This window comes from Amycolatopsis sp. YIM 10, assembly GCF_009429145.1.
In the GTDB taxonomy this organism is placed as follows: Bacteria; Actinomycetota; Actinomycetes; order Mycobacteriales; family Pseudonocardiaceae; genus Amycolatopsis.
This window is the reverse complement of sequence record NZ_CP045480.1, coordinates 499,250-525,042: the sequence shown is the minus strand read 5'-3', so window position 1 is coordinate 525,042 and position 25,793 is coordinate 499,250. Positions and strand designations below refer to the sequence as shown.

The window sequence follows — 25,793 nt, the reverse complement described above, 5'->3', positions numbered from 1 at the left end:
CTTGACTCTCCAGTGACTGGAGGGTTCAGCATGCCCGTTGTGCACACCGCGTTCACCATCGGCGAGCTGGCCAGGCGCACGGGCCTGCCGGTGAAGACGATCCGCTTCTACTCCGACGAGGGCCTGCTGCCGCCGACCGGCCGCACCCACGCCGGGTACCGGCTCTACGACGCGCACGCGATGGCCCGGCTCGAACTGGTCAAGACCCTGCGCGAACTGGGGCTCGGGCTGCCGGACGTGGAACGCGCGCTGGCCGGGCAGACCAGCGTGGCCGAACTCGCGGCGGTGCACGTGGACGCGCTCGACGAGCAGATCCGGCGGCTGCGGTTGCGGCGGTCGGTGCTGCGCGCGGTCGCGAAACGGGGATCCGAGCTGGAGGAAGTGAAACTGATGAGCAAACTGGCCTCGATGTCCGACGAGCAGCGCCGCCGGCTGATCGACGAGTTCTGGGACGAGATGGTCGAGGGCCTCGACGTCAACCAGGAGTTCTACGACCGGATGCGGTCGGCGAAACCGGACCTGCCGGAGGACCCGTCGGCCGAGCAGCTGGAGGCGTGGATCGAGTTCGCCGAACTGGTACAGGACGAGGACTTCCGCGCCCTCATCCGCGCGATGAGCGAGACCCATTCCGCCGCGCGCGAACAGGGCGAGTCGATGGCGCCCGGCGACCAACCGGACCACACGTCCTTCTTCAACCGGGCGAACGAGGCGCTGACATCCGGCGTAGCACCGGATTCGCCGGAAGGACGAGCCATCGCCGACGAAATGTTCAACGCCTGGGCCGGCGAGCGCGACGCGTCCGACGTGTCATATCGGCGTGAAGTGCTGGCGCGATTCGCTCAAGGTGGTGATCCACGCGCTGAGCGGTATTGGCAGCTGCTCGCGATCATCAACGGGTGGCCGCCGATTCCCACGCAGGCACCCGCCGCGCAGTGGCTGACCGACGCCATGCGCGCCGCGATCGGTTAACCGAGCTGCAGATCCGGGCGGCGGTGCACGCCTTCGTCCGGGAGCGCGGCCAGCAGGTCGGCGATTGGGCCGTGGCCGGGGAGGACCGCGTCCGGCTCGATCTCCAGCCATGGGATCAGCACGCTCGCGCGTTCCGGGGTGCCGGGATGCGGCAGCAGCAGTTCGGGGTCGTCGGAGCGCACGTCGTCGACGGTCACCACGTCGACGTCCAGCGTGCGCGGGCCCCAGCGCCGCTCCCGCACCCGGCCGGCCGCGCGCTCCAGTTCCTGCCCGGCCCGCAGCCACGCCCAGTGGTCGCGGGCCGGGTCGTCGACCACGCAGACCGCGTTCAGGAAGTCCGGCTGGTCCTCGACGCCCCACGCCTTCGTCTCGTACACCGACGACACCGCGACCGGACGCAGCGCGGTGATCACCGAGTTCAGGAAACCGAGCCGGTCACCCAGGTTCGAGCCGAGCGAGAGCACCGCGCGGCTCATCCCCGCCCCCCGCGCCGCGACCGGCGGATGGTCACCGCCACGTCGTCGAAGGTGAGCGGGATCGGCGCCGACGGCTTGTGCACGGTCACCTCGGCCGCGTGCAGCCGCGAGTCCTTCATCACCTCGTCGGCGATCCGGCCGCCGACGCTTTCGATCAGGTCGTACGGCTCACCGGCCACGATGTCCGCGGCCAGCTGCGCCAGTTCGCCGTAGTGCAGGGTCTTGGTCAGGTCGTCGGTCGCGGCGGCCTCGTCGAGGTCGAGCCACACGGTGATGTCGACGACGAACTCCTGCCCGTCGCGCTTCTCGTGCTCGAACACCCCGTGCCGCCCGAACACACGCAGCCCGGTCAGCGTGATGCGGTCGGTCATCCTCGCCTCCAAGCCGCGGCGACGGCGACCGCGTCCAGCGAGGCGCCGACCTCGTGGACCCGCACTCCCCAGGCACCGGCCGCGGCGGCCAGCGCGGAAACCGCCGCGGTTGCGTGCTCGCGCCCGGAAGGAGGCCGCGGCTCACCGGTCTCGTCCGCCAGCAACCGGCCGAGGAAACGCTTGCGCGAAGCGCCGACCAGCACCGGGAAACCGAGCGACAGCACCGAGTCCAGTCCGTGCAGCAACGCCCAGTCGTGCTCGGCCTGCTTGGCGAAACCGAGGCCGGGGTCGAGCACGATCGCGTCCTCGGCGACCCCGGCGGCCAGCGCCGAGTCCACCCGTTCCGACAACTCGGCACGCACTTCGGCGACCACGTCGCTGTAGACGGCCAGCTTGGTCATCTCCCGGCTGTGCCCGCGCCAGTGCATCAGCACCCACGGCACCTCGGTGGCCGCGGCCACCTTCGCCATGTCCGGATCGGCGAGCCCGCCGGAAACGTCGTTGATGATCCGCGCCCCGGCCTCCACCGCGGCCGCCGCGACCGCGGCCCGCGTGGTGTCCACCGACAGCACCATGCCCTCTTCGGCGAGCGCCCTGACCACCGGCAGCACCCGGGCGATCTCGGTCGGCGCGTCCACCCTGGACGCCCCCGGCCTCGTCGACTCACCGCCCACGTCGATCACGTCGGCGCCACTGGCCCACATTTCGCGGGCGTGCGCGAGGGCGGCGTCGACGTCGAGGTAGCGGCCGCCGTCGGAGAACGAGTCCGGCGTGACGTTCAGCACGCCCATCACCGCGCACCGGCCCGGCGACGGCAGCGCGGGGTTCACCTGCGGCCTTTGATCAGGTTCAACGCCTCGGCACGCGAGGTCGCCGAGGTCCGCAGAACGCCGCGCACGGCCGAGGTGGTGGTGCGCGCGCCCGGCTTGCGGATTCCGCGCATCGCCATGCACAGGTGCTCGGCCTCGACCACCACGATCACCCCGCGCGGCTCCAGCTTGCGGTCCAGCGCGTCGGCGATCTGCGAGGTCAGCCGCTCCTGCACCTGCGGGCGCTTGGCGTAGAGGTCGACCAGCCTGGCCAGCTTCGACAGCCCGGTCACCTTGCCGTGGCTGTTCGGGATGTACCCGACGTGCGCCACCCCGTGGAACGGCACCAGGTGGTGTTCGCAGGTGCTGTACATCGGGATGTCGGTGACCAGGACCAGTTCCTCGTGGCTTTCGTCGAAGGTGCGGTCCAGCACCTGGTCCGGGTTGCTGTACAGCCCGGCGAACATCTCGTGGTACGCCCGCGCCACCCGCGCGGGCGTCTCCAGCAGACCCTCTCGGTCCGGGTCCTCGCCGCACGCGAGCAGCAGCTCGCGCACGGCCTTCTCCGCACGATCCTGATCGAACACCGGACCATCATCGCTGACCCGGTGCTCAGCGGCGCTGCTGGCCGTCCTGATCGTCACCCTCGGGCCGCTGACCACCCTGGTCGGGGGGCGGCGGCTGGTCGGCGGGACGCCACGGCTGGGCCGGCTGGCCACCCGGTGAGGTGGCCGGGGTCCACCCGGGAGGCGCGCCGTAGTGCGGCGGTCCGGCCGGGTTCTGCCCGCTGCCCGGCTGGTACGGCGGCTGACCGCCGTACGGCCCCGGCTGCGGCCAGTGCGCGGTGCCGTTCGGGCCGTTGTACGGCCGGGCGCCGTTCGGGTAACCGCCCGACGGCGGCGGGGCGAACGGGTTCGGGTTCGGCGGCGGCTCCGGGGAGCCGTGCGGCGGGCCGCCGGGCAGGTCGCCACCACCGGGCGCGGTGCCGACCGGGGTCGGCGCCGGGCGCACCACGGGCTTCTCCTGCGGCGGGGGCCACGGCTCACCGCGCTCGATGGCCAGCTCACCCGGGGTCTTGATCGGCGGCTTGTCCGACGGGGTGCGCTCACCGAACTCGTTGAACACGGTGATGTGCGGCCGCTTCTCCACCGTGGCGAAGATGCGCTCCAGGTCCTTGCGCTGCAGGGTTTCCTTCTCCAGCAGCTCGATCACCAGCTCGTCGAGCACGTCGCGGTAGGTGTTGAGCACCTCCCACGCCTCGGTGTGCGCGGTCTCGATGAGCTTGCGGACCTCTTCGTCGATCTCGTGCGCGACCTCGAGCGAGTAGTCCGCCTGACGGCCGGCCGACCGGCCGAGGAACGGGTCGCCCTGCTCCTGGCCGTACTTGACCGCGCCGAGCCGCGCGCTCATGCCGTACTCGGTGACCATCGCGCGGGCGATCTTGGTGGCCTGCTCGATGTCGGAGGAGGCACCGGTGGTCGGCTCGTGGAAGACGAGTTCCTCCGCGGTCCGGCCACCCATCGCGAAGACCAGGCGCCCGATCATCTCCGAGCGGGTCATCAGCTCCTTGTCGTCCTCGGGCACCAGCAGGGCGTGCCCGCCGGTCCGCCCGCGGGGCAGGATGGTCAGCTTGTAGACCGGCTCGATGTCCGGCATCGCCCACGCGGCGAGCGCGTGCCCGCCCTCGTGGTAGGCGGTGATCTTCTTCTCCTTCTCGGAGATGATCCGGCTCTTGCGCGCCGGTCCGCCGATCACCCGGTCCACCGACTCCTCGAGCGCGGCGTCGGTGATCACGTGCCCGTTCTGCCTGGCGGTGAGCAGGGCGGCCTCGTTGATCACGTTGGCCAGGTCGGCACCGGACATGCCGACCGTGCGCTTGGCCAGCGCGTCGAGATCGGTGCCCTGCGCGATCGGCTTGCCCTTGGAGTGCACACCGAGGATCGCGCGGCGGCCGCGCATGTCCGGCGCGGACACCGGGATCTGGCGGTCGAACCGGCCGGGGCGCAGCAGCGCCGGGTCCAGGATGTCCGGGCGGTTGGTGGCGGCGATCAGGATGATGCCGCCACGCGCGTCGAAGCCGTCCATCTCGACCAGCAGCTGGTTCAGCGTCTGCTCGCGCTCGTCGTGGCCACCGCCGAGGCCGGCGCCACGCTGGCGGCCGACCGCGTCGATCTCGTCGACGAAGATGATGCACGGCGCGTTCTGCTTGGCCTGCTCGAACAGGTCGCGGACACGGGAGGCACCGACACCGACGAACATCTCCACGAAGTCCGAACCGGAGATCGTGTAGAACGGCACGCCAGCCTCACCGGCCACCGCGCGGGCCAGCAGCGTCTTACCGGTACCCGGCGGCCCGTAGAGCAGCACGCCCTTCGGGATCTTCGCGCCGAGCGCCTGGTAGCGCGCCGGGTTCTGCAGGAAGTCCTTGATCTCGTACAGCTCTTCGACGGCCTCGTCGGCACCGGCGACGTCACCGAAGGTCGTCTTCGGCATGTCCTTGTTGAGCTGCTTGGCCTTCGACTTGCCGAAGTTGAGGACGCGGTTCCCGCCACCCTGGGCGTTGTTCATCATCCACATCAGCAGCAACAGCAGCAGGGCCAGCGGGATCATGTAGATCAGCAGCTGGGTGAAGATCGAGTCCTGGCTGACCGTGGTGGCGTACTTGATCGGCTGGCCGTTGTTCTTGGCCGCGATCAGGCCGTTGTAGATCTCGTCCCCGGCCTCGGCCGGGTACTGCGTGCGGATCTGCGTGACCTGCTTGCCGTCGACCTCGATCGGGTTGGCCAGGGTCAGCTTGAGCTGCTGCTCCTTGTCCTCGAGGTTCGCTTCCTTGACGTTCCCGCTGGTGACCTGGGCCATCGCCTGGGAGGTCGGGGTCTGCGTGTAGGCGCGATCGCTGTCGAAGATCGTGGAGAACACGAAGTAGAGCAGCACGAGGGCGAGGATCCACAGCAGTGGGTTCTTGAGCAGGCGCTTCCGGTCCATATGACTCGGCCGTGGTTGGCCTCAGCCCTCCCTGATTAGGCGGTTTGTGTGACATCCGCCGTCACGATCTTGACAAGTTCAGCGGCGCACGGGGCTACGCGTCCCACCAGGGTACCGCCCACCTCGGACGGGCACCTGTGCGCGCCTCCCGCAGGTCAACGGATGTGCGTGCGGATGTGTTCCCTACCGGGTCTCACCCAGTGCAGCCACCATCTCACCGAGGCGGCTGCGCAGCGTCTTCGGGTCGGCGGGAGCCACCGTCACCCATTCGCTCCCATCGCGGCCGGGCCGGGAAAGGCTGAGGTAACGGCCGGTGCTGGTGTCGAACCAGGCGAGCACCGGCGACCGGCGGCGGGTGCCCATCGAGTTCCGCGTGTTCGCCGCCAGCTGACCACCGCGGATGCGCGGCTGCCCGGAGAGCAGGGCGTAGGCCTCGCGCGGATCGCTCGGGCGCTCGGACAGCGAGGGGCGGCGGCGTTCGCGGCCCTTGCCCTCGCCCTCCTTGGCCGCCCCGTTCGCACCGGAGAGCACCGGGCGCTTCGGCGGCGTGCGCATGGCTTCCTGCAGCGGCAGCGTGATGGACGCCTCGGTGCCGCGCGGACCGGCGGGCAGCAGGTCGATCACCGAGGAGACCAGGCTCTCCGGATAGGCGGGCCGCAGCCAGATGCCGTCGTTGTCCTGCACCGCGACCACCGCGTCCCGGCCGTCCGACGCGGCGAGCACGCCGACCGGCGGCGCCTGGAAGTCCGGGATGTGCAGGGCGTCGATGCTGCTGGTCGGCCTGGCCAGCAGGGTGAGCCAGTCCTCGATGTGCGGTTCGAGCCTGCCGTGCGCGTCCCGCACCCCGCGCGCCTTCAATTCGGCGTTGACCCGCTGCCGCAACGCGATCCGCTCGTCCTCGGTGTCGCCGTGCGAGCGGACCCGAAGCGGATACGGGAGTTCCCCGATGTTCATCGCCTCCCAGAGGAAGTCGAACGCCATCGGCGTGAAGAACTCCTGTGCGGGCACTTACTCCTCCTCCGGGTACGGGTGGGGTCTCAGATGCGGGCGGCGCCCGCGTCGCTGGCGGCCCCCGCGAGCATCTCACCGAGGCGGTTGCGCAGGGTGGCCGCGTCCGCCGGGGCGATGGTGATCCAGTCGCGGCCGTCGCGACCGCGGGTGGCCTGGGTGAAGTAGCGGCCCGACTCGGTGTCGAACCAGCTCAGCACCGGCGTGCGCACCTTGCCGCCGGTGCGGTTGCGGGCGTTCGCGCCGATCTGGCCGCCGCGCAGGCGGGGCTGCGCGTGCAGCCGGGCCAGCGCCTTGCGGTCCTCGTCGGCGCTCGACCGGCCGTCGGCCCCGGCCGGACCGCGGCGCTGCATGAAGTCCACGCCCGAACCGGAGATCAGCTGCTCCAGCGGCACGGTGATGGACTTCTCACTGCCGCGGGGCGCCGGCGGCAGCAGGCTGACGATGGCGCTGGCCAGCCCGTCGGCCGGGGTCTGGTGCAGGTGCAGGCCGCGGTGGTCCTGCACGGCGAGCAGACCCTGCCCGCCGAGCGCGGAGGCCACCGCCAGGATCGGCTCGATGCCGGGGTTCGGCAGGTGCACCGAGTCCAGGCTCAGGTCCGCGCCGGACAGCACGCCGAACCAGTCTTCGATGTACGGCTCGGGGCGGCCGCGGCTGTCGGCCACCCCGCGCTGCACCAGCCCGGTCAGCACCTGCTGCCGGAGCGTGGCCCGCTCGTCGACGGTGTCGCCGTGCGAGCGGGCCTTCAGCGGATACGGCAACTCGGCGTTGCCGTAGGACTCCCACAGGAAGTCGAGCTCCAGCGGAGTCAGCAGCTCCGCCTGCGCCATTAACGGTCCTCGTCGTCGGTCCAAGCACCGATCACCGGCGGCGGCGTGGCCTCGTTCGCGCCGAACGCGTCGTCGGGGTCGGGCTCGATCAGGAAGGAGGCGTGGGTGTGCTCCTCTTCCTCCTGGGCCTGGGCACCGTGGGCCCCGCCCATGCCACCCATGCCGCCCATGCCCATCGGGGGCGCGCCCTGGCCGCCGATGGTGCCGCCCGGCGAAACCACGCCCGCGTTCTGCGGGGTGGCGCTGGCGGCGCTGTTCGGCGCCTGCTGCGCGGCGGCACCGGTCTCCGAAGCGGCGGACCTGGTGGCCCCGCTGCGGTTCCCGCTGCTCAGCGCCCGGCCACCGGCGAGACCGGCGGCACCGCCGAGACCCGCGGCACCCAGCGCCGCGGCCGGGTTGCCGGTCGGCGCGGCGGGCGGCGGCGCGGTCGGCGCGGCACCGGCACCAACGCCGGTCCCCACCCCGACGCCCTGGCCCGGCGCGTAACCGGCCTGCGTGGTGGCCGAGCTGACCGAGGCACCGGGCGCGGCGGCGGACGAGCTGCTGCCCAGCCCGGGCGATCCGCTGCCCGCGTAGTCACCGCTGTACCCGCCGTACGGGCCGGTCACCGAGGCACCGCCGACCGAGGGCACGCCACCGCTGACGCCGGTCAGGCCGAGCCCCGAGGGGCCGGTACCGGTGAACGGCTTGAGCCCGAGCGACTCCGGGCCGAAGCTCGGCGTGGTGCTGTCCACCTCGGACATCGCCTGGGTGTAGCGGTTGAAGAAGGCGACCTGCTGGGCCTTGACCTCGTCCGCGGCGTCCGACTGGGCCTTCATGTCGGCGACCATCGCGGCCGGACCGCCGGCCAGCATGGCCTCGGTCTGCTTCTGCGGGTCGAACTGCTTGGGGGCGGGCATCTTCTTCACCTCGGCCGCCGCGGCGGCCTGCTGCGCCAGCCGGGTGGACATGGTGCTGGCCGCCTGCGAAGCGGTGGAGCTGGAGTTGGCGATGGCCACGAGCGTGCCCTGCGCGGCGCCGGCCCCCTGGCCGACCCAGGCCGCGCCGAGCTCGCTGATCGCGTTGTACAGGTCGTTGGCCGCCTGGGTCAGGTCCTTGCTGTGCTGGGACCAGACCTGGCTGGTGGCCTCGGCGGTGCCGGGGTCGTTGTTCACCGTGGCGCCTTCGTAGAGCTGCTGGCTCTCCTGCGCCTGCCAGTTCGGCGGGTTGGTGATCGCGCGGTCGTCGCCGATGTCGGGCCCGTCGGTCCGGCCGCGGGCGCTCTCCACGATGTCGACGGTCGACGAGTTGTCCCCGAGTGGGACGTTCGACCCATCCTGCGGTGCCATGCTCGGTTACCCCCTGAGTCTCACGCGCGGCCGTTGAGCGCGTTGACGGTGTCGTGCTCGAAGTCCTGGTAGTGCTTCATCGCGGCGAGAATGCCCTGCTCCGCCTGCTCGTACTGGTAGAGCAGGTTCTGCAGCGCGGTCGCGTAGGAGTCACCGCCACCCTGGGCGCGGTCCGAGACCTTCGCGGCGATGGCCTGGCCGACCGGGTTGGCGCCGAGCTTCGGCGGCTCGGCGAGCGTGCCCGCCCCGCTGAGCAGGGCTTCGACCGCGTCCTTGCCCGTGCGGATCTTGTTCAACACGGTCTGCGCGGCGTCGGGGTCTACCCCCACCTGGCCGGTGGCCGCGGCGTTGCGGAAGGCGGCGGCGTCCGCCAAGCTGCTGTTCCCCATCCTGCCTCTCCTGTCCCCAGGTCGGTCGCGTCCACGCCGCGACCAGATCCGTCCTTCGCATAGGTTAACGCAACCGATGCGGACCTATGACGCGTTCTCCCGCAAGAAGGTTCCCCGCTTTCTCGCCGGTCAGGACGAGTAGACCTTCGGGTCCAGCGTGCCGATGTAGGGCAGGTCCCGGTACCGCTCGGCGTAGTCGAGCCCGTAACCCACGACGAACTCGTTCGGGATGTCGAAGCCGATGTACTTGACCGGTACGTCCACCTTGACCGCTTCCGGCTTGCGCAGCAGGGAGCACACCTGCAGCGAGGCCGGGTTGCGGCTGGCGAGGTTCTTCAGCAGCCAGGACAGGGTCAGGCCGGAGTCGACGATGTCCTCGACGATCAGCACCTCCCGCCCGGCGATGTCGCGGTCGAGGTCCTTGAGGATGCGCACCACGCCCGACGACGAGGTCGCCGAACCGTAGGAGGACACCGCCATGAACTCCAGCTGTGCCGGTACCGGCAGCGCGCGGGCGAAGTCGGTCATGAACATCACCGCGCCCTTGAGCACCCCGACCAGCAGGAGGTCCGTGCCACCGGGTGGGTAGTCGGCGGCCACCTGCTCGGCGAGTTCGGTGATCTTGTCGTTGATCTGCTGCTCGGTGATGAGCACGGAGGCGATGTCGCCTTCGTACACGGGTTTCCCCTTTAACTCTTGGTCTGTCCGGGTGGGAGCAGGCTCAGCCTGCCATGCGCCCTCCCGGCCACCAAGTCGCCGGGTAACCAAACACCGCCCTGTCCCCGCCAGGCACCGACCAAGTCGTCGACGGAGCGCAGGTGGGCGTCGGTGAGATCACGCACGCCCGCCTCCATGAGCCATCGTCGCAGCGCACGGCGGCGCAGCGGGGCCGGCGCGCCGAGCAGCGGCTCGATCTCCAGCACCGGGCCGTTCCGGGCGGCCAGCAGCACCTCGTCGGCCAGTTGGTCCAGTGCCTCGGAATCCTCCCGCAACTGCTTCGCGGTCCTGGCCAGCGCGGCGGCGACCCCGCCGGAAAGCACGTCCTCCAGCAACGGCAGGACTTCACGGCGCAGCCGGACGCGGGTGAACCGCGGATCGGTGTTGTGCGGATCGGACCAGGGTTCGACCCCGAGCGCCGCGCAGGCCGCCTCGGTCGCCGAGCGCGGCAGGTCGAGCAGCGGGCGGCCCCACGGCGGGTCCAGCGGGCGCATCCCGGACACCGACCGCGGCCCGGAGCCGCGGCCCAGCCCAAGCAGCACGGTCTCGGCCTGGTCGTCACGCGTGTGCCCGAGCAGGACCAGCGCGTCGGGCATGGCCTTCGCCAGCGCCGCGTACCTGGCCCGGCGCGCGGCCGCCTCCGGTCCGCCGGGACCGGTCACCTCGACCGGCAGCACGGTCGCCTCGTCCACGCCGAGCTTGAGCGCGGTCGCCGCCGCGTGGTCGGCCACCTCGGCGGAGGCGTCCTGCAAGCCGTGGTCGACCACCAGCGCGCGCACGCGCACGCCGAGGCGGTGACCGGTGAACGCGGCGGCCTCGGCGAGCGCGAGCGAATCCGCCCCGCCGGAGACCGCGACACCCAGCTCGCCCGAGGTCAGCGCCGCGGTCCGCGTCGGCTCGCCGAAGAACTCCCGTACCGCCCGGCGCACCCGCGCGACCGCGGGATCCGGCTTCACCGGCCCATGCGGCGCAGCCAGGCGTCCGGATCGGCGATCTCGGCCCGGCTGGGCAGGGTGTTCGGCGAGGTCCAGACCGCGTTGAAGCCGTCCATGCCCGCCTTGGCGACCACGTGCTTGGTGAACGCGGCGCCCTCGGCGTACTGGCGGATCTTCGCGTCGATGCCGAGCAGGCTGCGCAGCAGCCGGTCCAGCAGGCCACCGCCCTTGCGGCGCTCGGTGAACCGGCCGCGGATGGTGGCCACGCTCGGCACCACGGCCGGGCCGACCGCGTCCATCACGTAGTCCGCGTGCCCTTCGAGCAGGGTGGACAGCGCGAGCAGGCGGTCGAACACGGCCCGCTGCTGCGGTGACTGGAACAGCTCGGCCAGGTTCCGCTTGTTCTTGCCGCTGCGGACTTCCTTGATCGTCTCCGGCAGCCTGCCCAGCAGGTCACCGAGGCCGTCGGCGTCGGCGAGGCCGCCGACCAGCCGTTCCACCTCGTCGGCGAAGTAGTCCCGCAGCCAGGTGACCGCGTTGAACTGCAGCCTGTGCGTGCACTCGTGCAGGCAGACCCACATCCGGAAGTCGCGCGCGGGCACGTTCATCGCGCGTTGCGCGGCGACCACGTTCGGCGCGACCAGCAGCAGCCGGCCTTCCTTCTCCGGCCCGCCGAACGGGTCGTACTGCCCGAGCACCCTGGACGCCAGGAACGAGAGCACCACGCCGGTCTGCACCCCGGCACCGGCCGCGAGCACCGGCGCGAACGGGGTGTTCTCCCTGGCCAGCGCCTTGTGGGTGAGCGCGTCCAGCCCGGCGGCGGCCGAGCGGACCCAGGCCGGGCGGTCGACCACCTCCCCGGGCAGCAGCGGCAGGCCGGTGCCGAGGCCGGTCAGCTCGCGGACGTGCTCCTCGGCGGGAATGGTCAGCTCACGCAGCTCGGTGACCGCGGTATCCGCCTCGTCGCGCGGCACCACCGGGCCACTGCGGACCAGGAAGGCCCCGGTCGAGGCGGCCAGCGACCAGTCGACCACCGGTCTGGTGCGGTCCGTTTCGCCAGCGGATTCCGGGGACTTGGGGGACTGGACGGTCATACCTCCGACGATACGGCTTATCGGCAGCCGCAACCGCGTAACTCGGCGACCACCGCGTCCAGCGCGCTGCGCGCCGCGTCGGACTCCGAGCCCAGCGACATCAGCGTGAACACCAGCAGGTGGCCGTCCTTGTCCAGGACCACCCCGGCGAGCGTGTTCACCCCGGACAGCGTGCCGGTCTTCGCCCGCACCCAGCCCTTCCCGGCCTCCTCCGGCCCGGAGGTGTACCGGCTGACCAGGCGTCCGGTGCTGCCACCGGCGACCGAAAGGTCACCGAGCAGCGGCCGCAGCTTGGCCGTGCGCGGGTCCTTGCCGTCCGGCGCGGCGGCCACCGCGAGCACCTCGGAGAGCACCTTGGCCGGGATCCGGTTGTCCACCGACAGGCCGCTGCCGTCGGACAGCTCCACACCGTCGAGGTTGAAGCCGTTCTTCTTCAGCACGTCCAGGGTGGCCTTGGCGCCGCCCTCGAAGGAGGCTTCGCCGCCGGTGGCCAGTGCGGTCTGCCTGGCGAGCGCATCCCCCATCAGGTTGTCCGAGTGGTTCAGCACGTTGCTGATCAGCTCGGCGAGCGGCGCGGACTTGATCTCGCCGAGCACCTTGGCGCCCTCGGGCGCCTTCGCGTTGCCACCGGCGGAGGCGCCGAGCTTGCTCGCGAACTTCTCCGCGAACGACTTCGCCGGGGTGGCGACGCGCATGGCCTTCTCGTCGGTGGCGCTGCTGCGACCGCCGTCGAGCATCACCGGCTCGACCGCGGCGGCGTAGGTGGACGGCGCGTCCTCGGGCGCCCAGCCCGGTCCGATGCCGCCGCCCGAGTACACGCTCAGGTCCAGCTGGACCTGCTTGATCTTGCCGCCGGAAGCCTCCATGACCTGCTTGACCAGGTCGTCGAGGTGCGCGGAGCCGGGGTAGACGGAGTCCTTGCCGGCGGGCAGCGAGTTGATCGTCGGGTCACCGCCGGCGACCACGATGGCGGTGCCCGGGTCGGCGCCCTGCACCACCTTGGTGGAGATCTGGTGGCCGTGGTCCATGGCCAGCAGCGCGGCGGCGACGGTGAGCACCTTGGTGGTGGAGGCCGGGGTGAGCGGCTTGTTCGCGTCCTTGGCCCAGAGCGCGGTGCCGGTGGCGGGGTCGATCACGCTGCCGCTGAGCGTGCCGAGCGCCGAGGCACCGGCGGGCCCCTTGAGCGCGGCCGCCACCCCCTCGGGCGTCGGACTCGGGGCGGACGGCCCCGGCGGCTGGAGCTGGCGATTCACCGCGAGCGCGGCGGGCGGTTCACCGCGGGGCTTGTTGGGCGCCCACGGCAGTTCGAGCCGGTTCGCCACGGACGGCTGCACCGCGGCGAACCCGCCGCCGCCGAGCAGCAGCAACACCACCAGCACGGCGGCGATCCACGGCCACTTCCGCCTGCGGCGAGGCGCCACCTCGGTAGCAGCCGGCGGCGACTCGTCGGCCCCGGTGGTCGCGGGCGCGGGATGCTGCTCCCCGTTCGGCTCGATACGCATCGGCTGGGCATGGACCACGGCGGGCACAACGGGAACCTGGGGGCCGCGGTGCTCCGCTTCGCTCTGCTGAGCCCACGGCTGGCGGCTGTCGGCCTGCTGGCGCTGGTGGGCTTCTCTTTGCTGAGGCGCCCGCTGCTGGCCTTCGACTTGCTGGGAGGGGTGGCGCTGCTGGCCTTCAGCCTGCTGGTGCGACCACTGCTGGGCTTCGACCTGTTGGGGCGCCCGCTGCTGCTGGCTCTCGGCTTGCTGAGGCGACCGCTGCGGACGGCCTTCGGCTTGCTGATGAGCTTCAGCCTGCTGAGGCGATCGCTGCTGCTGGCTCTCGGCTTGCTGGGAGGGGTGGCGCTGCTGGCCTTCAGCTTGCTGAAGCGACCGGTGCTGCTGGCTTTCGCCCTGCCGCCGCTGCTCTGCCTGCTCCGACCGCTGGGAGCGCTGAGGCTGCTCCCCCCACGACTGCTGGCGCTCGGTTTGCTGCGGCGACCGTTGCTGCTCCGCCCACAGCTGCTGGGCTTCGGCCTGCTGCGCCCGCTCTGCCTGCTGCCGCTCCGATTGTTGCTGCCGGTGCTCCGCCTGCTGCGGGCGCTGCGCCTGGTGAGGCTGCTGCCGCTCCGGCTGCTGCGGGCGCGGCGCCTGCTCCGGCTGCTGCTGCCGCTGGGACTGCTGGTGCTCCGGCCGCTGCGCCTGTTCCTGAGGCTGCAAGCGCTGCGGTTGCTGGTGTTCCGGTTGCGGCGGGCGTCGCTCCTGGTCGGGGGAACGGGTGGGCTGTCGCCGGTCGGGCCAGTCCGGTTGCCGGGTGTCCTGCCGCGGCTCCGGCGGGGTCTGCGGCTGGAAAAGCGAACCCTGCGCCCGCAGCTGCTGCACCGGCTGGGTGGCCTGCGGCACCGACTCGGTCCGCACCCAGAGCGTGTCCTGCTCGGCCAGCGCGGGCGGAACGGCTTTCCCCGGCGAGCCGTCGTGATCGGCCGAGGGCCACTGCTCCTCGGCGGGCCATCCCGGCTCGTCCGGCCTGGTTCTGTCCGGCACGCACCCCTCCTCCGGTGTCCCCCAGCTCACACCAAGAACCCATCGGTGCGGGTCCGTGGTCACGCGTGGTCCACACTAGTGGTGTCAAGCCAACGAACCGGTGAGCCGCCCGCCTTTGCTCGGGCTTGCCCAAACAAGATCAGCGAGGATCGGCGTGGAGTTCGACGTCACGATCGAAATCCCCAAGGGGGAGCGCAACAAGTACGAGGTGGACCACAAGACGGGGCGCATCAAGCTCGACCGCACCCTGTTCACGGCCACCCAGTACCCGGCCGACTACGGCTTCATCGACGACACCCTGGGCCAGGACGGCGACCCCCTGGACGTGCTGGTGCTCGTGCAGGAGCCGACCTTCCCCGGCTGCCTCATCCGCTGCCGCGCGATCGGCATGTTCCGGATGACCGACGAGAAGGGCCCGGACGACAAGGTCCTCGCCGTCCCGTCGGACGACCCTCGCCTGGAGCACCTGCGGGACATCCACCACCTGAACGAGTTCCACAAGCTCGAGATCGAGCACTTCTTCCAGGTCTACAAGGACCTCGAACCGGCCAAGAGCGTCGAGGGGTCGACCTGGGTCGGCCGCGTCGAAGCCGAGGCGGAGATCCAGCGCTCCTATGACCGCGAGAAGGACAACCTCGCGAAGATCGCAGCCGAGGGCGGCGAGCACTAGACACGCGAAAACAACAAGCGGGGCGCCACCTGATCGGGTGGCGCCCCGCTTGCGTTCAGCGGGTCAGTGCGTTCAGTGGGCCAGTGCGGGTACCGGTCGCGGGTCCGCCTCGGCTTCCTCCGCTTCCTGCCGCAGTTCCAGCGCCGACTTGTCGGCCAGCGGGGTCTCCCGCAGGAACCACAGCAGCGCGAACCCGGCGGCCAGCAGCACCCCGCCGACCACAAAAACCGTGCTCATCGCGCTGGAGAAGCCCTCGAGGATCGGCCGCGCCAGCACCGGGTCCAGTCCGTTGAGGAACGATGTGTCGTTCAGGTCGAGTTGCCCGCTCGACAGCTTCGCCGCGAACTCCGCGTTCGCCGGGTTGGCCAGCGCCGCCGCGTAGGCCGGGCCCGACGTCGCCCGCGCCACCGCCGCCACGATCCGGTCCCCCACCGACCCGAACAGGATCGACAGGAACACCGCGGTCCCGGCCGTGCCGCCGATCTGGCGGAAGAACGTGGTCGACGAGGTCGCCACGCCCAGGTCCGACGGCGCGACGTCGTTCTGCGCGGCCAGTTGCAGGGTCTGGAAGGCACCGCCGAGGCCGAGGCCCATCAGGAACGCCATCGCCATCACGATCGCCAGCGGGGTGTCCACCCCGATCGTGCTGAACAGGAACATCGCCACCGACATCAAGCCGAGGCCGAGCACGCCGAAGATCTTGTAGCGCCCGGTCGAGGCCACGATCCGGCCGGAGAGCAGGCTGGCCACCATGATCCCGGCGGTCAGCGGCAACAACTGCAGCCCGGCTTCGGTGGGCGTGGCGCCCTTGACGATCTGCAGGTACAGCGGCAGCGACATCATCGCGCCGAACATGCCGGCGCCCTGCACGAAGGTGACCACCGTGCTGAGCGCGAACGCCGAGCGGCGGAACAACCGCAGCGGCAACAGCGCCGCGTCCCCCATCCGGCGCTCGTTCAGCACGAACGCGACCAGCCCGGCGGCGCCGACCAGGTACATCAGCACCGAGGTGACCGAGCCCCAGCCCCATTCGCGACCCTGCTCGGCGACGATCAGCAGCGGCACCAGGCCGACGGTCAGCGTGGCCGCGCCGAGGTAGTCGACCCGCTGCTCGACCCGGGTGTGCGGGATGTTGAGCACCTTGGTGACCACCACCAGCGCGATCAGCGCCACCGGCACGTTGATCAGGAAGACCCAGCGCCAGCCGGCCAGCCCGGCGAACGAGTCCAGTCCGGCGAAGGCACCGCCGACCACCGGCCCGAGCACGCTGGAGATGCCGAACACCGCCATGAAGTAACCCTGGTAGCGGCCGCGTTCCCGGGGTGCGGTGATGTCGGCGACGATGGCCAGCGCCAGCGACATCAGGCCACCGGCGCCCAGGCCCTGGAAGGCGCGGAAGGCGGCGAGTTCGTACATCGAGCCCGCCATGCCGCTGGCCAGCGAACCGACCAGGAACAGCGAGATCGCGGTCAGGTACATCGGCTTGCGGCCGTAGAGGTCGGAGAGCTTGCCGTAGAGCGGGGTGGAGATGGTCGCGGTGATCAGGTAGGCGGTGGTCGCCCAGGCCTGGAGGGTCTGCCCGCGCAGTTCGTCGGCGATGGTTTTCATCGCCGAGGACACGATCGTCTGGTCGAGCGCGGCCAGGAACATGCCCATCATCAGCCCGGAGAGCACGGTGAGGATCTGCCGGTGCGACAGCCCTCCCCGAGCCACCGGCTCGGCTTCTTCGACGGATTCGGCCATGTCTCGCTCCTCGGATCGTGCCCCCAGCGGGCCCTACTTGCTTGCATCACTCAACTACCTGACTGACGCAAGTATTCCGAGATCCTGTTGTAGCGTGCAACTAAATTTTTGTGCGCTCCGTCACCAGGGCCGGCCCACCCGGTCCGTCGGCAGCACGACCTGCCCGGTGACAAAATGGCTCCACAGCCCGAATTTGAGCGATTTGCCCGGTTTCGCACTGGATTCGGCGAAGCTGTGCGTACGACCACCGTCGGTGATCGTCGCACCGAAGGACACCTGGAAGCGCGTGGTCGCGGCGCGATCCTGGGGTGGCACGGTGGACGGGTTGGCCAGTTCGTCCGAGCCCCAGCGGTAGTCCGCGCGGTATTTCCCGCTGACCGGCTCGAAGGTGTTCTCCAGCACGAGCCCGGCCGCCGGAATGGTGATCAGCACGCCGCGCAGGCCGTTGGCGTACCGCGTGTTGAAGACCGCGACCTCGGCGACCGCCGACGGGTACAGATCGGCCTGCCCGGAGCCGACCTTCGAACCCGGCGGGCAGGCCGACGGCCCACCGGCCTCGAAGGTGGCACGGTCGCAGGCCGGGAAGGCCTCCGGGTTGAACCGGATGGACTTGTCGAAGAGGAACACGAACTGGCGCATCGCGGCGGGCTTCTCGCCGGTCGCGGTGCGACTGGTGCGGTCGTAGAAGATCTCGACCCCGTCGCGCGTGCCGCCGTCCGGGCGCACGGTGACGTCGAGATCGTCGAGGTTCTCCGGGCCCGCGACGTCGGGCTCGGAAATGGGCGCGGGCCCACCGGGAGTCGGGTGCGGGAACTCCGGCGAAGCGGCTTCCGCGGGCAGAAGACTGCCGGCGGTGGTGAGGGTGGCGAGAACGAACAGCTTGATCGTGGATCGCATGACGCCTCCTGTCGTCTTTTCGAGACCTCTCGAATAGAGCACGTCGCAGGTAGAGTCTTCGTGAACCATCGAAAAGAAGGAGTCGCGCTTGCCGCTCGGACGCTGGACGCCGCTCACCCACCCGGAGATCGACAAGGTGGTGCTGGACGACGTGCTCCAGGCCCTCGCCGACCCGACGCGGCGCCGGATCGTGCGCATGCTGCTCGAGGACGGCGACCGGGCGTGCGGCACGTTCGGGCTGAAGGTCGCGCCGTCCACGCTGAGCCACCACTTCCGGAGCCTGCGCAAGGCCGGGCTGATCCGGCAGGAGGACGTCGGCAGGCAGCGGATGAACACCCTGCGCCTCGACGAACTGGAGCAGCGCTTCCCCGGTCTGGTGAACCGGATTCTCGACGCCGCCGCCGAATAAGCCGAATAACCGGGTGCGGGCGGACCGCGCGTTGGTGTGAGATCCGCGCATGACGATCTTGTTGGGCAGGCCGCGGGTCGACGAACTCGGCGACGCGGTGCGAGCGCTGCGCGAGTGGCAGTACGACGGCTCGCCGTTCCAGTTGCATCCCGGCGACATCGGCTGGTTCTGGCGGTTCGGCGCGGAGGCGACGGCCGCGGCGGTCCGGACCTGGAGCCGGGACGGCCGCATTCTCGCCATCGGCCTGCTGGACGGACCCGACCTGCTGCGGCTGACGATCGCACCGGACGCCAGGCAGAACGAGGAACTGGCGCGGAAGCTGGCCGGCGACCTGACCGGGCACGAGGTGCTGCCCGCCGGCAAGGCCTTTCTCGAAGCGATCCAGGGCGCACTCGTCCACGACCTGCTGACGGAGAACGGCTGGGGCATCGACGAGCCGTGGACGCCGCTGCGGCGCGACCTGACCGAACCGGTGGAGGATCCCGGCGTGCGGATCGAGGTGGTCGGGCCGGAGCTGGTGTCCACGCGGACCGCCGTGCAGCGCTCGGCGTTCGGCAGGTCGACGTTCACCGACGAGCGCTGGCACGCGATGGCCGCCGGAGTGCCGTACGCCGACGCCCGCTGCCTGCTGGCCTACGACAACGACAACAACGCCGTGGCGGCGGTGACGGTGTGGTCGGCCGGTCCGGGAAAGCCCGGCGTGGTCGAGCCGATGGGCGTGCACGCCGACCACCGCGGTCACGGCCACGGCAGGGCGATCACCCTGGCCGGCGCGGCCGTGCTCCGCGAACTGGGCTCGTCGAGCGTCGTGGTCTACACGCCCAGCTCCAACGTCGGTGCCGTGGCCACCTACAAATCCGCCGGCTTCGAAGCGGGCCCCGAGATCCGGGACCGGCGCCGGGACGCCTGAGGACGGCGCCCCGGCGAACGAAGATCAGGCGGTGTAGCCCGGAATCGGGTAGTCCGAAAGGAACTCGCGGATCTCCGCGGCCACGGCGTCCACAGTGGACTGTTCATCCTCGGCGGCCGCGGTGATCGCGCGGTCGATCCACTCCGCCACCCGCACCTGGTGCTCCGGCCGCAGGCCGCGGGTGGTGATCGCGCCGGTGCCCAGCCGGATGCCCGACGGGTCGAACGGCTTGCGCGGGTCGAACGGCACCGTGTTGTAGTTCAGCTCGATGCCCGCCCGGTCCAGCGCCTGCGCGGCAGGCTTGCCACCGATCTTCTTGTTCGTCAGGTCCACCAGCAGCAGGTGGTTGTCGGTGCCACCGGAGACCAGGTCGTAGCCGCGTTCGACCAGTGCTTCGGCGAGCGCCTTGGCGTTGGCCACGATGGCGTGCGCGTAGGCGCCGAACTCCGGCTTCGACGCCTCGGCCAGCGCGACCGCGATCGCCGCGGTGGTGTGGTTGTGCGGACCGCCCTGAAGCCCGGGGAACACCGCCTTGTCCACGGCCTTCGCGTGGTCGGCGTCGGACATGATCATCGCGCCGCGCGGCCCGCGCAGGGTCTTGTGCGTGGTCGTGGTGATCACCTGCGCGTGGCCGACCGGCGACGGGTGCGCGCCACCGGCGACCAGACCGGCGATGTGCGCGATGTCGGCGACCAGCACCGCGTCCACCTCACGCGCGATCTCGGCGAAGGCCGGGAAGTCGATGGTGCGCGGGATCGCCGTGCCACCGCAGAAGATCAGCTTCGGCCGGTGCTCGATGGCCAGCTCGCGGACCTGGTCGAGGTCCACCCGGCCGGTCTCCTTGCGCACGCCGTAGCGCACCGAGTTGAACCACTTGCCGGTGGCGGACACGCTCCAGCCGTGGGTCAGGTGGCCGCCGTCGGGCAGCGCCATGCCGAGCACGGTTTCGCCCGGCTTGGCGAAGGCGAGGTACGCGGCGAGGTTCGCCGGGGAACCGGAGTACGGCTGCACGTTCGCGTGGTCCACGCCGAACAACGCCTTCGCGCGCTCGATCGCCAGCGTCTCCACCGGGTCGATGTTCTGCTGGCCCTCGTAGTAGCGCTTGCCGGCGTAGCCCTCGGAGTACTTGTTCGTCAGCACGGTGCCGGTGGCTTCGAGCACCGCCTGCGAGACGTAGTTCTCCGAGGCGATCAGCCGGATCTTGTCGTGCTGGCGGCGGGCCTCGGCCTCGACCAGACCGGCGATCTCCGGATCCGCGGCGGCGAGCGTGGGCAGGGCGGGCTGGTGCGTCATGGTTCTCTCCAGACGGTGCTCGACCCCACCCAGGCGCGCGGTGCGGGCCTTTCACGTTCGCTTCCCGGTGGTGCTCCACCTCAAGGCGCCAGTCGCTGCTGCGCTGGGAACTCTATCTCAGTGATGCGGGATCGGCCGGTAGACCAGTTCCTGGATGTGGCCGTCCAGCGTCCGGCTCTCCAGCAGTTCCAGGTCGAAGTCGGCGGCCCGCTCGAAGACCGGGTCCACGCCGGTCCGGCCGGTCAGCGCCGGGAAGATCGTCACCTGGATGCGGTCGACCAGACCGGCGTTCATCAGCACCCGGTTCAGCGACAGGCTGCCGTGCGAGCGCAACGGCACGTCGGACTCCTCCTTGAGCCGGGTGACGATCTCGACGGCGTCCCCGCTCGCGATGGTCGCGTCCGGCCAGTCGAGCGGGCCACGCAGCGTGTTCGACACCACCGTGGCAGGCAGGTTGCGCAGCTGCGTGACCCAGGGGTCGCGGACGTCGTCGCCCTCGCTGCTCGACGCCAGCATCCGCACGGTCGACCGGAACGTGGTCGCGCCGAAGACCATGCGCTGCTCCTCGCGGTACAGGGCGAGGCGGCGGTCGAGCAGTTCGGGGCCCTGCTTGCCCCAGTAGCCGCCCCAGGCACCGGTGTTGGAGCCGTAGCCGTCGAGGCTGGAGAAGACGTCGAAGGTGTAGGTCGCGGTCATGGTGCGCTCCTCGGGTGCGGTGGTCTCTCACCATGGCTACGAACAGCCTCGACCCCGTTCGACATCACCTCGAAGGAAATTCCTCGACCTTCACCCCCATGGACCGCGCGGTACCGGCGATCGTGCGCATCGCCGCCTCGACGTCGCCGGTGTTGAGGTCCGGGAGCTTGCGCACCGCGATCTCCCGGAGCTGCGCGTGGCTCAATAATCCGGCGGTCTCGTGGCCGGGTCGCGAAGACCCCTTGCCGCCCAGTGCTTTCCGGATCAGGAAGGCGGTCGGCGGGGTCTTGTAGACCAGCTCGAACGAGCGGTCCTCGAACACCGAGACCACCACGGGCACCACGTCGCCGCGCTGGGCCGCGGTGGCCGCGTCGTAGGCGCGCTTGATCTCGACCAGGTTGACGCCGGTCTGCCCGAGCATCTTGCCGAGGTCGACCACCGGCGCCTCACCGGCCGGGAGCTGCAAAGTGGTGCTGAACTGGAGTTTGCGTGTCTTCGGTGCCATGTCACCGGACGCTAGGCACTCCGGTTACTGGAGGGTCAACCCTCGACGGGCTCGATCCCGTCCGCGTGCCGGCGGGCCAACTGCCGGTAGATCTCGGCGTTGTGCTCGACCCAGCCGCGCGCGGAGTCCGACAGCGGCACGAACTTCTTCGCCGGGCTGCCCATCGCGATCACCTCGGGCGGGACCACGGTGTTCGGCGTGACGGTGGAACCGGCGGCGATCAGCGCGCGCTCGCCGATCTGCGACTGGTCCAGGATCGTCGCGCCGTTGCCGATCAGCGCCTGCTCGCCGACCGTGCAGTCGTGCACCAGGCACATGTGCCCGACGGTGACGTTGCGGCCGATCTCGCACACCCCGTCGTTGACGTGCACGACGGAGTTGTCCTGGATGTTGGCGCCCTCGCGGATGATGATCTTCCCGAAGTCGGCGCGGATGACCGCGCCGTACCAGATCGACACGTCCTTCTCGACGGTCACCGCGCCGATCAGCGTCGCGGTCGGGGCGATCCAGGCGCCGGGGTGCACGGTGGGGCTCACGCCCTCGAAGGAGAACAACGGCATGAGCCCCACCATATGCGCTTACACAGAGGCGTTGATCAGGATGTCAACGGCCTTGTCGTTGCGGGCGGTCTGCGCCGGGATCACCTCGTCGGGCGGGTAGAAGCCCGGGTTCGAGCCCTTCGGGTACATCTCGAAGGTGTAGCTCAGGATCTTGTGGGCGTACCACATCCAGTCGTCCACCGAGCCGTCGGTGATGTACAGGTCGCTCGCCTGCTGCGGGGTGTAGCCGTTCGTCGCGGCCATCTGCTGGCCGAGCGACTTGAACTTCTGCGCCTCGGCCGCGGTCATGCCCGGCGCGGTGTCGGCGTAGGTGTAGCCGAACGGCCACAGCACCAGCTCCGAATAGGTGTGGAAGTCGATGTGCGACTTGATCTGCTGCACACCGCCCACCCGGCGGGTGCCGACGAAGTCCGCCACGGCCTTGACCTCCGGTGCGGAGAACGCCGCCGTGCCGCGGTAGGTCTCACTGGACGGGCTGCCCGAGGAACCACCGCAGCAGCCCCACTTGTGGCCCCAGTTGCGGTTCGGGTCGGTGCCCTGGCCCTGGCGGTTCTTGCGCCACATCTTGTAGCTGCCGCCGGAGATGTCGTACTCCGAGCCGTCCGGGTTCACCGTCGGGATGACCCAGATCTCCTTGCTGTCCACCATGTTCTTGACGTTGGTGTCGGTGGGGTAGTTGTCGGTGAACCGCTTGACGATGTGCAGGCACATCTCCGTGGTGAGGTGCTCGCGCGCGTGCTGGTTGCAGGTGAACAGCACCTCGGGCTCGGCCTCGTCGGTGCCGACGTTGTCGCTGATCTTGATCACCGGCAGGTTGCGGCCCTGGTAGGAGGTGCCGATGCTGGACACCTTGGCCAGGCTCGCGTGGTCGGTGACCGTCTGCTGCAGTTCCGAGACCACCTCGGCGTAGGTGTGGTACTTCTCGTCGCCCGCCGGGAAGTCGGCGGCCGCGGTGGTCACGTCGGCGCTGCGGTTGGCCCGGTACTGCTCGAAGCCCGGCCGCTTCTCCACCTTGAAGCCGAGCCCGCGCAACTGCTGCGCGTCGGCCCCGGTGCCGATGATGGTGGTGGTTTCGCCGGCGGTGACCACGTCCACGCCGGTGGCGGAGACCTTCGTCCGCAGCTGCGGGGAGTTCGTGCCCAGTACCTCGTAGAAGTCCATCTGCGTCGCGGCCTGGGCCGCGGCGGTGTCCGGTGCCGCGCCCACCGAGGGGCTCGCCGCAACCGCTGCCGCGATCAGGGCGGCCGCCGACAGCGCGGCTGCCACGCTTCTTCTCTTGCGCATCTGCTCTCCTCGTCGTCAAGCCCGGAACAAGGCCCGTCGACCCACCCTGCTCACCCAGGGGGGTCGGCACAATCCGTAGCGCTACGGAACAAAAGGGCCGTAACTACCCGTAGCCCGACTGAGATTGCCAGTGATTAACCAAGTCCCGGCACCTACGGAAGAAGCTTGACTTCGACCCCTCGATCGGGTGAACCTCGGGCGGGCGCGAAGCCGGGCGCAAACGAAACCAGGGCCTCTCCGGATTCCGGAAAGACCCTGGTCATCGGTGGAGCCGCCTAGGGGAATCGAACCCCTGACCTATTCATTACGAGGGCAGCTCCGGCCCCGTCTGTGCAGGTCGAGTGCCAGTTCAGGTTGTCACTCGGGGTCCGGGAACGTCCGCCGTTGTCTGCGATCGTCCAGGCCTAGTGTCACGCAGATTGTCACTCACACTCGGCGCCCCGAGACCAGGTTTTCCGGGGTGCGCCCGTCGATGAATGCCCCGATCTGCTCGGCCGCCACCGAGTAGCAAAGAGCGTTCGTGCCGGGCACGGTTCGGGCAGAGTGCGGGCTGATGATGACCCCAGGGCACGCCCAGAGAGGATGGTCGGACGGCAGGGGCTCCGGGTCCGTGACGTCGAGCGCGGCCCTCAGCCGTTGCTTGCCCAACTCCACCACCAGCGCATCCGTGTCGACGATCTGCCCTCGACCCGCGTTGACCAGTAGCGCACCGTCATCCATCGCAGCCAAGAAGGTTGAGTCCACGAGGCCGCGCGTGGCGTCCGTCAGCGGTGCCGTAATTACGACGATCTCGTGACCACCGATCAGGCCGGGCAGTTCGTCTGCTCCATGCACGTCACCGCGTGCTGTGCTGGCGACCAGTGTCACCGTGGCACCGAAGGGTTCGAGCATCCGAGCAACCGCGGTGCCGATGCCGCCCGCCCCGACAATCAGCACACGCTTGCCCGCCAGCGTGTCCGCCTCGAACTTCCGGTGGGCCCATACCGCGGAGTCCTGGAACCGCACCAACGCTGGCCACTGCCGGAGCTGGGTCAGGATTGCCGACAGAACCCACTCCCCCACCGGGCCTGAGTGCGCTCCCCTGGCCGTCGCCAACACGACATTCCCCGGCACGTCACCGGCCCACTCATCGGCTCCCGCTGACAGGAGCTGCACCATGCGCAGCTCAGGCAGCAGGCGGAGAAGCGGAATCGGCCGGTGGCTGCTCCGGTACGGCGGCAGCAACACGTTGGCCGTGCGCTGCTCCGCGCTGAGCGCCTTGTCGTTGGGGTCGTAAGGCAGGATCGAGACACCAGGCAGAGCACCCAGGATCTCGTGCCCGATGAGGTCGTCTTGCTCGTTGCTGACCAGTACTTTCAGATCCACGCGGCCAGTCACTTACCTTCCCCTGCCTCAACCACATCGGCCAGCAAACGGCGAGCCTGCTCATCCAGCGGAGCACCCGACGTGGAGTTGTCGACCACCACGTGGGGCGCCGCCGGGCGGAGGTCCATATTCAGCCCGGCTACGTACGAATCCCAGTCGGCGAGCTTGGCAGAATCTCGCGCTGCGCCACGATGACGGATGTAGGTCCGCATCGTTTCAACGTCGCAGTACACCCACACAAAGGTCAGATTCGCGCCAAGCTTCTTGCACTGCGCCTGGGTCTTCTTGACCCACTCTTCGTCGCCGAACTCGCGCACGAATGGCGCCGTCACGATCGCGCTATTGCCACACTGGAGATTTTCGAGCATCGCTTCATTCAGCGACTCGTACTCACCTGGGCGAAGGATGTTCACGTAAGTGTCCGACTCGCGGTCGTTGCGGGAGAGCCCTTGTAGCTCAAGAGCAGCCTCGACCACGAACCGAGTCAGCGTGTCCTTGTCCAGGATCGGCCAACCGGTCTGCCGGGCGAGTATTCGACCAAGCTCGCTCTTGCCGCTGCCCGGGTACCCGCCGACCATCACCACTCGGGGCGCCACCGGCCGGATCTCTTGGTGCGTGGCCTGCTCGGGTGCGTGAACCGTGCGGGCCGAGCGCGCCTTGCTCACGATCAACCCTTCCTTGCCGAGCAGATCCATCGCCTCGTTGATCGTGAAAACGCTGACGTCGAACCTGCTAGCCAGTTCACGTGTCGACGGCAGCCGCTGCCCGTGGCGAAGCACTCCAGCCGCGATGTCATTCCGAATGTTGCGGGCGACCTGCTGATGAAGCGCCTCAGAGCGCGCCACAGAGGCCCGTGGGCGAGACATGCGAACTCCTAGCCGTCGCGATCAGTTGAATGGCAACCATATCAGAACCTATCAGAGTCGGCCGACCGAAAGCCCAGGTCAGGGGCGATTTGTCAACTTTCTGACTCCTAACAGTTGACCTGGTGACCGTTCAGTTGTTAGCTTCTTAGTGGTCGGGGT

Annotated in this window: 26 protein-coding genes; 4 read left to right on the top strand and 22 right to left on the bottom strand. The window is 70.0% G+C overall.

What is annotated here, in order from left to right:
• The first annotated feature begins 30 nt into the window (after nucleotides 1-30).
• Nucleotides 31-969, top strand: a complete 939-nt coding sequence (locus YIM_RS02635; protein ID WP_153028810.1) for a MerR family transcriptional regulator — start codon at nucleotides 31-33, stop codon at nucleotides 967-969.
• On the opposite strand, the gene folK is transcribed toward YIM_RS02635, so the two are convergent.
• The 13 genes from folK to dacB all read right to left on the bottom strand — a co-directional run bounded on the left by folK (nucleotide 966) and on the right by dacB (nucleotide 14,436).
• Nucleotides 966-1,445, bottom strand: coding sequence for a 2-amino-4-hydroxy-6-hydroxymethyldihydropteridine diphosphokinase (folK, locus tag YIM_RS02630; protein WP_153028809.1), 480 nt, complete (start codon nucleotides 1,443-1,445; stop codon nucleotides 966-968). The two genes, YIM_RS02635 and folK, sit on opposite strands and share 4 nt — an antisense overlap.
• Complete coding sequence (folB, locus tag YIM_RS02625; protein WP_153028808.1) at nucleotides 1,442-1,816, bottom strand: dihydroneopterin aldolase; 375 nt, start codon at nucleotides 1,814-1,816, stop codon at nucleotides 1,442-1,444. The genes folK and folB overlap by 4 nt, the downstream gene beginning before the upstream one ends.
• Nucleotides 1,813-2,607, bottom strand: coding sequence for a dihydropteroate synthase (folP, locus tag YIM_RS02620; RefSeq protein WP_153036738.1), 795 nt, complete (start codon nucleotides 2,605-2,607; stop codon nucleotides 1,813-1,815). The genes folB and folP overlap by 4 nt, the downstream gene beginning before the upstream one ends.
• A 35-nt stretch (nucleotides 2,608-2,642) precedes the next feature.
• Nucleotides 2,643-3,263: a GTP cyclohydrolase I FolE gene (gene folE, locus YIM_RS02615; protein ID WP_153036737.1), complete on the bottom strand. Its 621-nt coding sequence runs from the start codon at nucleotides 3,261-3,263 to the stop codon at nucleotides 2,643-2,645.
• Nucleotides 3,238-5,610: an ATP-dependent zinc metalloprotease FtsH gene (gene ftsH, locus YIM_RS02610; RefSeq protein WP_153028807.1), complete on the bottom strand. Its 2,373-nt coding sequence runs from the start codon at nucleotides 5,608-5,610 to the stop codon at nucleotides 3,238-3,240. The genes folE and ftsH overlap by 26 nt, the downstream gene beginning before the upstream one ends.
• A gap of 183 nt (nucleotides 5,611-5,793) precedes the next feature.
• A complete protein-coding gene (locus YIM_RS02605) occupies nucleotides 5,794-6,591 on the bottom strand; it encodes an ESX secretion-associated protein EspG (RefSeq protein WP_153036736.1) in 798 nt (265 codons plus the stop codon).
• A gap of 56 nt (nucleotides 6,592-6,647) precedes the next feature.
• Nucleotides 6,648-7,448, bottom strand: a complete 801-nt coding sequence (locus YIM_RS02600) for an ESX secretion-associated protein EspG (protein WP_153028806.1) — start codon at nucleotides 7,446-7,448, stop codon at nucleotides 6,648-6,650.
• Entirely contained in the window at nucleotides 7,448-8,776 is a 1,329-nt protein-coding gene (locus tag YIM_RS02595) for a WXG100 family type VII secretion target (RefSeq protein ID WP_153028805.1), read from the bottom strand. Before YIM_RS02595 ends, YIM_RS02600 begins: the two co-directional genes overlap by 1 nt.
• A 20-nt stretch (nucleotides 8,777-8,796) precedes the next feature.
• Nucleotides 8,797-9,165, bottom strand: a complete 369-nt coding sequence (locus YIM_RS02590) for a hypothetical protein (RefSeq protein ID WP_153028804.1) — start codon at nucleotides 9,163-9,165, stop codon at nucleotides 8,797-8,799.
• A 129-nt stretch (nucleotides 9,166-9,294) separates the two neighbouring features.
• Nucleotides 9,295-9,843 (bottom strand): hypoxanthine phosphoribosyltransferase, encoded by a 549-nt coding sequence (gene hpt / locus YIM_RS02585; RefSeq protein WP_153028803.1) that lies wholly within the window; start codon nucleotides 9,841-9,843, stop codon nucleotides 9,295-9,297.
• Nucleotides 9,844-9,854: 11 nt separating this feature from the next.
• Nucleotides 9,855-10,838 (bottom strand): tRNA lysidine(34) synthetase TilS, encoded by a 984-nt coding sequence (tilS, locus tag YIM_RS02580; RefSeq protein ID WP_228004516.1) that lies wholly within the window; start codon nucleotides 10,836-10,838, stop codon nucleotides 9,855-9,857.
• Nucleotides 10,835-11,911 carry a zinc-dependent metalloprotease gene (locus tag YIM_RS02575; RefSeq protein ID WP_194240019.1) on the bottom strand — a complete coding sequence of 359 codons (1,077 nt, stop codon included), beginning with the start codon at nucleotides 11,909-11,911 and terminating at the stop codon, nucleotides 10,835-10,837. The genes tilS and YIM_RS02575 overlap by 4 nt, the downstream gene beginning before the upstream one ends.
• Before the next feature lie 17 nt (nucleotides 11,912-11,928).
• Nucleotides 11,929-14,436 (bottom strand): D-alanyl-D-alanine carboxypeptidase/D-alanyl-D-alanine-endopeptidase, encoded by a 2,508-nt coding sequence (gene dacB, locus YIM_RS48900; RefSeq protein WP_228004515.1) that lies wholly within the window; start codon nucleotides 14,434-14,436, stop codon nucleotides 11,929-11,931.
• A 154-nt stretch (nucleotides 14,437-14,590) separates the two neighbouring features.
• Here dacB and YIM_RS02565 point away from each other — a divergent pair, with 154 nt between their 5' ends.
• Nucleotides 14,591-15,106, top strand: a complete 516-nt coding sequence (locus tag YIM_RS02565) for an inorganic diphosphatase (protein ID WP_153028801.1) — start codon at nucleotides 14,591-14,593, stop codon at nucleotides 15,104-15,106.
• A 72-nt stretch (nucleotides 15,107-15,178) separates the two neighbouring features.
• On the opposite strand, the gene YIM_RS02560 is transcribed toward YIM_RS02565, so the two are convergent.
• On the bottom strand, nucleotides 15,179-16,849 hold the full coding sequence (locus tag YIM_RS02560; RefSeq protein WP_153028800.1) for an MDR family MFS transporter: 1,671 nt from the start codon (nucleotides 16,847-16,849) through the stop codon (nucleotides 15,179-15,181).
• Nucleotides 16,850-16,969: 120 nt separating this feature from the next.
• The gene (locus tag YIM_RS02555; protein WP_153028799.1) at nucleotides 16,970-17,746 is read right to left on the bottom strand and encodes a hypothetical protein; all 777 of its coding nucleotides are present in this window, start codon (nucleotides 17,744-17,746) and stop codon (nucleotides 16,970-16,972) included.
• A gap of 88 nt (nucleotides 17,747-17,834) precedes the next feature.
• Here YIM_RS02555 and YIM_RS02550 point away from each other — a divergent pair, with 88 nt between their 5' ends.
• Together YIM_RS02550 and YIM_RS02545 are read left to right on the top strand one after the other, a co-directional pair.
• Nucleotides 17,835-18,155, top strand: coding sequence for a helix-turn-helix transcriptional regulator (locus YIM_RS02550; RefSeq protein ID WP_153028798.1), 321 nt, complete (start codon nucleotides 17,835-17,837; stop codon nucleotides 18,153-18,155).
• Nucleotides 18,156-18,204: 49 nt separating this feature from the next.
• Nucleotides 18,205-19,065 (top strand): N-acetyltransferase, encoded by an 861-nt coding sequence (locus YIM_RS02545; RefSeq protein WP_153028797.1) that lies wholly within the window; start codon nucleotides 18,205-18,207, stop codon nucleotides 19,063-19,065.
• Nucleotides 19,066-19,089: 24 nt separating this feature from the next.
• Here the strand turns inward: YIM_RS02545 and glyA are convergent, their stop codons facing one another.
• From glyA to YIM_RS02510, 7 genes are all read right to left on the bottom strand, one after another.
• Nucleotides 19,090-20,358, bottom strand: coding sequence for a serine hydroxymethyltransferase (gene glyA, locus YIM_RS02540; RefSeq protein WP_153028796.1), 1,269 nt, complete (start codon nucleotides 20,356-20,358; stop codon nucleotides 19,090-19,092).
• Nucleotides 20,359-20,475: 117 nt separating this feature from the next.
• A complete protein-coding gene (locus YIM_RS02535; protein WP_153028795.1) occupies nucleotides 20,476-21,054 on the bottom strand; it encodes a dihydrofolate reductase family protein in 579 nt (192 codons plus the stop codon).
• 64 nt (nucleotides 21,055-21,118) lie between these two features.
• A complete protein-coding gene (locus YIM_RS02530; protein ID WP_153028794.1) occupies nucleotides 21,119-21,559 on the bottom strand; it encodes an uL11 family ribosomal protein in 441 nt (146 codons plus the stop codon).
• Between the two features lie 35 nt (nucleotides 21,560-21,594).
• On the bottom strand, nucleotides 21,595-22,119 hold the full coding sequence (locus tag YIM_RS02525) for a gamma carbonic anhydrase family protein (protein WP_153028793.1): 525 nt from the start codon (nucleotides 22,117-22,119) through the stop codon (nucleotides 21,595-21,597).
• An 18-nt stretch (nucleotides 22,120-22,137) separates the two neighbouring features.
• Nucleotides 22,138-23,403 (bottom strand): M14 family metallopeptidase, encoded by a 1,266-nt coding sequence (locus YIM_RS02520; RefSeq protein WP_153028792.1) that lies wholly within the window; start codon nucleotides 23,401-23,403, stop codon nucleotides 22,138-22,140.
• Nucleotides 23,404-23,829: 426 nt separating this feature from the next.
• The gene (locus YIM_RS02515) at nucleotides 23,830-24,780 is read right to left on the bottom strand and encodes an NAD(P)-dependent oxidoreductase (protein ID WP_228004514.1); all 951 of its coding nucleotides are present in this window, start codon (nucleotides 24,778-24,780) and stop codon (nucleotides 23,830-23,832) included.
• Nucleotides 24,777-25,634 (bottom strand): GntR family transcriptional regulator, encoded by an 858-nt coding sequence (locus tag YIM_RS02510; RefSeq protein ID WP_153028791.1) that lies wholly within the window; start codon nucleotides 25,632-25,634, stop codon nucleotides 24,777-24,779. Before YIM_RS02510 ends, YIM_RS02515 begins: the two co-directional genes overlap by 4 nt.
• Nucleotides 25,635-25,793: the final 159 nt, after the last annotated feature.

What these genes read in the sequence shown, in the direction of transcription:
- folP (WP_153036738.1), bottom strand. Translation starts at nt 2,607, where the DNA reads ATGGGCGTGCTGAACGTCACGCCGGACTCGTTCTCCGACGGCGGCCGC.
- YIM_RS02605 (WP_153036736.1), bottom strand. Translation starts at nt 6,591, where the DNA reads ATGGCGTTCGACTTCCTCTGGGAGGCGATGAACATCGGGGAACTCCCG.
- YIM_RS02590 (WP_153028804.1), bottom strand. Translation starts at nt 9,165, where the DNA reads ATGGGGAACAGCAGCTTGGCGGACGCCGCCGCCTTCCGCAACGCCGCG.
- YIM_RS02635 (WP_153028810.1), top strand. Translation starts at nt 31, where the DNA reads ATGCCCGTTGTGCACACCGCGTTCACCATCGGCGAGCTGGCCAGGCGC.
- YIM_RS02560 (WP_153028800.1), bottom strand. Translation starts at nt 16,849, where the DNA reads ATGGCCGAATCCGTCGAAGAAGCCGAGCCGGTGGCTCGGGGAGGGCTG.
- folB (WP_153028808.1), bottom strand. Translation starts at nt 1,816, where the DNA reads ATGACCGACCGCATCACGCTGACCGGGCTGCGTGTGTTCGGGCGGCAC.
- folK (WP_153028809.1), bottom strand. Translation starts at nt 1,445, where the DNA reads ATGAGCCGCGCGGTGCTCTCGCTCGGCTCGAACCTGGGTGACCGGCTC.
- glyA (WP_153028796.1), bottom strand. Translation starts at nt 20,358, where the DNA reads ATGACGCACCAGCCCGCCCTGCCCACGCTCGCCGCCGCGGATCCGGAG.
- YIM_RS02595 (WP_153028805.1), bottom strand. Translation starts at nt 8,776, where the DNA reads ATGGCACCGCAGGATGGGTCGAACGTCCCACTCGGGGACAACTCGTCG.
- YIM_RS02600 (WP_153028806.1), bottom strand. Translation starts at nt 7,448, where the DNA reads ATGGCGCAGGCGGAGCTGCTGACTCCGCTGGAGCTCGACTTCCTGTGG.
- YIM_RS02555 (WP_153028799.1), bottom strand. Translation starts at nt 17,746, where the DNA reads ATGCGATCCACGATCAAGCTGTTCGTTCTCGCCACCCTCACCACCGCC.
- YIM_RS02545 (WP_153028797.1), top strand. Translation starts at nt 18,205, where the DNA reads ATGACGATCTTGTTGGGCAGGCCGCGGGTCGACGAACTCGGCGACGCG.
- YIM_RS02535 (WP_153028795.1), bottom strand. Translation starts at nt 21,054, where the DNA reads ATGACCGCGACCTACACCTTCGACGTCTTCTCCAGCCTCGACGGCTAC.
- YIM_RS02525 (WP_153028793.1), bottom strand. Translation starts at nt 22,119, where the DNA reads ATGCCGTTGTTCTCCTTCGAGGGCGTGAGCCCCACCGTGCACCCCGGC.
- YIM_RS02520 (WP_153028792.1), bottom strand. Translation starts at nt 23,403, where the DNA reads ATGCGCAAGAGAAGAAGCGTGGCAGCCGCGCTGTCGGCGGCCGCCCTG.
- YIM_RS02575 (WP_194240019.1), bottom strand. Translation starts at nt 11,911, where the DNA reads ATGACCGTCCAGTCCCCCAAGTCCCCGGAATCCGCTGGCGAAACGGAC.
- ftsH (WP_153028807.1), bottom strand. Translation starts at nt 5,610, where the DNA reads ATGGACCGGAAGCGCCTGCTCAAGAACCCACTGCTGTGGATCCTCGCC.
- YIM_RS02510 (WP_153028791.1), bottom strand. Translation starts at nt 25,634, where the DNA reads ATGTCTCGCCCACGGGCCTCTGTGGCGCGCTCTGAGGCGCTTCATCAG.
- YIM_RS02530 (WP_153028794.1), bottom strand. Translation starts at nt 21,559, where the DNA reads ATGGCACCGAAGACACGCAAACTCCAGTTCAGCACCACTTTGCAGCTC.